Annotated in this window: 3 protein-coding genes and 1 pseudogene; all 4 read right to left on the reverse strand. The window is 58.5% G+C overall.

Going from position 1 to position 2,677, the window contains the following annotated elements; translation table 11 throughout:
* Positions 1-136: 136 nt before the first annotated feature.
* The 4 genes and pseudogenes from rplQ to rpsM all read right to left on the reverse strand — a co-directional run bounded on the left by rplQ (position 137) and on the right by rpsM (position 2,570).
* The gene (gene rplQ, locus VZ95_RS14625; RefSeq protein ID WP_045776511.1) at positions 137-550 is read right to left on the reverse strand and encodes a 50S ribosomal protein L17; all 414 of its coding nucleotides are present in this window, start codon (positions 548-550) and stop codon (positions 137-139) included.
* Positions 551-638: 88 nt separating this feature from the next.
* Complete coding sequence (locus VZ95_RS14630; RefSeq protein WP_045776512.1) at positions 639-1,655, reverse strand: DNA-directed RNA polymerase subunit alpha; 1,017 nt, start codon at positions 1,653-1,655, stop codon at positions 639-641.
* 143 nt (positions 1,656-1,798) lie between these two features.
* A complete protein-coding gene (gene rpsK / locus VZ95_RS14635) occupies positions 1,799-2,200 on the reverse strand; it encodes a 30S ribosomal protein S11 (RefSeq protein ID WP_045776513.1) in 402 nt (133 codons plus the stop codon).
* A 2-nt stretch (positions 2,201-2,202) separates the two neighbouring features.
* Positions 2,203-2,570, reverse strand: a pseudogene (gene rpsM, locus VZ95_RS14640) (30S ribosomal protein S13).
* Positions 2,571-2,677 lie beyond the last annotated feature (107 nt).

The raw sequence follows: 2,677 nt of genomic DNA on the forward strand, positions 1-2,677 counted from the left end.
CAAGCCATGCTAACATTTTCCTATGACGCTTAAATTTCGCTCAACCCTCTGCTGAAAGGATTGGCAGTCGAACGCAGAAAAGGCGGCTCCCGAACCGGGAGCGCCTTGCGCGAACGCTTTCGAAAGAAGTGGGGGCTTACGCCGCGATTTCTTCTTCGTAAATCTGACCCGAGTCGAGACCCTTAGCCGCCTTATCGCGGTCCACAAGCTCGATCACGGCCATCGGGGCGGCATCGCCATAGCGGAAACCGGCCTTCAGCACGCGGGTGTAACCCCCGGCGCGGCTGTCGTAGCGCTTCGCGATGGCGTCGAAAAGCTTGCGCGTCACGACTTCATCCTGCAACACAGCCAGCGCCTGACGGCGGGCGTGCAGATCACCGCGCTTGCCCAGCGTGATGAGCTTTTCGACGATCGGACGCAGATCCTTCGCCTTGGGCAAGGTCGTCGTGATCTGTTCGTGTTTAATCAGAGCCACAGCCATATTCGCGAACATGGCCTTGCGGTGGCTGCTGGTGCGGTTCAGTTTGCGACCGCTCATACCGTGACGCATTTTTCTCTACCTTTTCGTCGGACCTACCGGCGGGGGGCTGATCTCCAGCGCCGCGCGACAGGGGTTTCCGTTAACCTGGGATAACCGATCAATAGGGCTCTTCGAGCCGTTTTGCCAGTTCTTCGATATTTTCCGGCGGCCAGCCGGGGATTTCGATACCAAGATGCAGGCCCATTTGAGCCAACACTTCCTTGATTTCGTTCAACGACTTGCGACCGAAATTCGGCGTACGCAGCATTTCGGCTTCGGTCTTTTGCACAAGATCGCCAATGTAGACGATATTGTCGTTCTTGAGGCAGTTGGCCGAGCGAACCGATAGTTCCAGCTCATCGACCTTGCGCAGCAAGTTCTTGTTGAACGGCAGATCGTTGGCGCGATCTTCCTCGGCCGGCGCTTGCGGCTCTTCGAAATTCACGAACAGCGCCAGTTGGTGCTGAAGGATGCGCGCGGCCAAGGCCACGGCATCTTCCGGCGTCACCGCGCCATTGGTTTCGATGCGCATCGACAACTTGTCATAGTCGGTCTGCTGGCCAACGCGGGTGTTTTCCACCTTGTAGCTGACCTTGCGGACCGGCGAGAACAGCGCATCGACCGGGATAAGACCAATCGGTGCATCTTCGGGACGGTTCAGCGAGGCCGGCACATAGCCCTTGCCCCGGCTGACCGACATTTCCATCGACAGCTTGTAATCCTTATCCAGGTGACAAATCACCAGATCCGGATTCATGATCTCGATATCCGCGCCGGTTTCGATCATCCCCGCCGTCACAACGCACGGCCCGGTCGCCCGCAGACGAACGCGCTTGCCCTCTTCCGAGTGCATCCGCAGCGCCAGCGCTTTTACGTTCAGAACAATGTCCGTCACGTCTTCGCGCACGCCCGGCACCGAGGAGAACTCGTGCAAAACGCCGTCGATATGGATCGACGTTACCGCCGCGCCCTGTAACGACGACAGCAGAATACGCCGCAACGCGTTCCCCAGCGTCAAGCCCAGGCCGCGCTCCAGCGGATCGGCAATCACCGTCGCAACGCGCGCCGGATCATCACCAGGCTCAATGCTCAGCTTTTCCGGCTTTTTCAGATCTTGCCAATTTCTCTGGATCACGGGACGATTTCCCTTGTGTGCTACCACGCCAACCTATGCCAACGATGGAGACTTATACCCCAGTCGCAGACGCCTGAATAACGGCAACCGGCCCGCCGCGCCGGAAACTTCCGGCAAGCGACGAGCCGCTTGACCCGCAAAAATCAGACGCGGCGCCGCTTCGGCGGACGGCAACCATTGTGGGGGATCGCAGTTACGTCACGGATGGACGTAACGGCAAAGCCCACAGCCTGCAAAGCGCGAAGCGCCGATTCACGGCCAGCACCCGGCCCCTTCACTTCGACTTCCAGCGTGCGCATGCCATGTTCCATCGCCTTGCGACCGGCATCTTCGGCAGCCATCTGGGCGGCATAGGGGGTCGACTTGCGGCTCCCCTTGAAACCCTTCGTGCCCGAAGACGACCAGGCAATCACATTGCCCTGCGCATCGGTGATGGTAATCATGGTGTTATTGAACGTCGAGTTGACGTGCGCCACACCCGACGTAATGTTCTTGCGCTCGCGGCGGCGAATGCGCGTAGCAGGAGCTTGGCCATAAACCTTTATCCTTACTTCTTCTTACCGGCGATTGGCTTCGCCTTGCCCTTACGCGTCCGGGCATTGGTGTGGGTACGCTGACCGCGTACCGGAAGCCCTTTGCGATGGCGCAGACCACGGTAGCAGCGAGATCCATCAGCCGCTTAATCTGCATGGCGACCTGACGGCGCAGGTCCCCTTCCACCGTATAATCCCGGTCAATCATCTCACGAATACGAAGAACTTCGTCGTCGTTAAGCTGATGCACCCGGCGTTCAGGTGCAAAACCGAGTTTTGCGCAAATGTCACGGGAGGTCTTACGGCCAATGCCGAAAATATAGGTAAGGCCGATCTCCACGCGCTTCTGCGTCGGAATGTTCACGCCTGCGATGCGCGCCACACTTTAACTCCTTAAAAAGAGGCTCGACGCTTGTCCGCCGACCCTACTCAGCACCATCCATTAGAGGGGGCGCATTATAGGAAGGCAGGCCTAAGAGTCAATCCATT

It is taken from the genome of Elstera litoralis, assembly GCF_000963705.1.
Classification (GTDB): Bacteria; Pseudomonadota; Alphaproteobacteria; order Elsterales; family Elsteraceae; genus Elstera; species Elstera litoralis.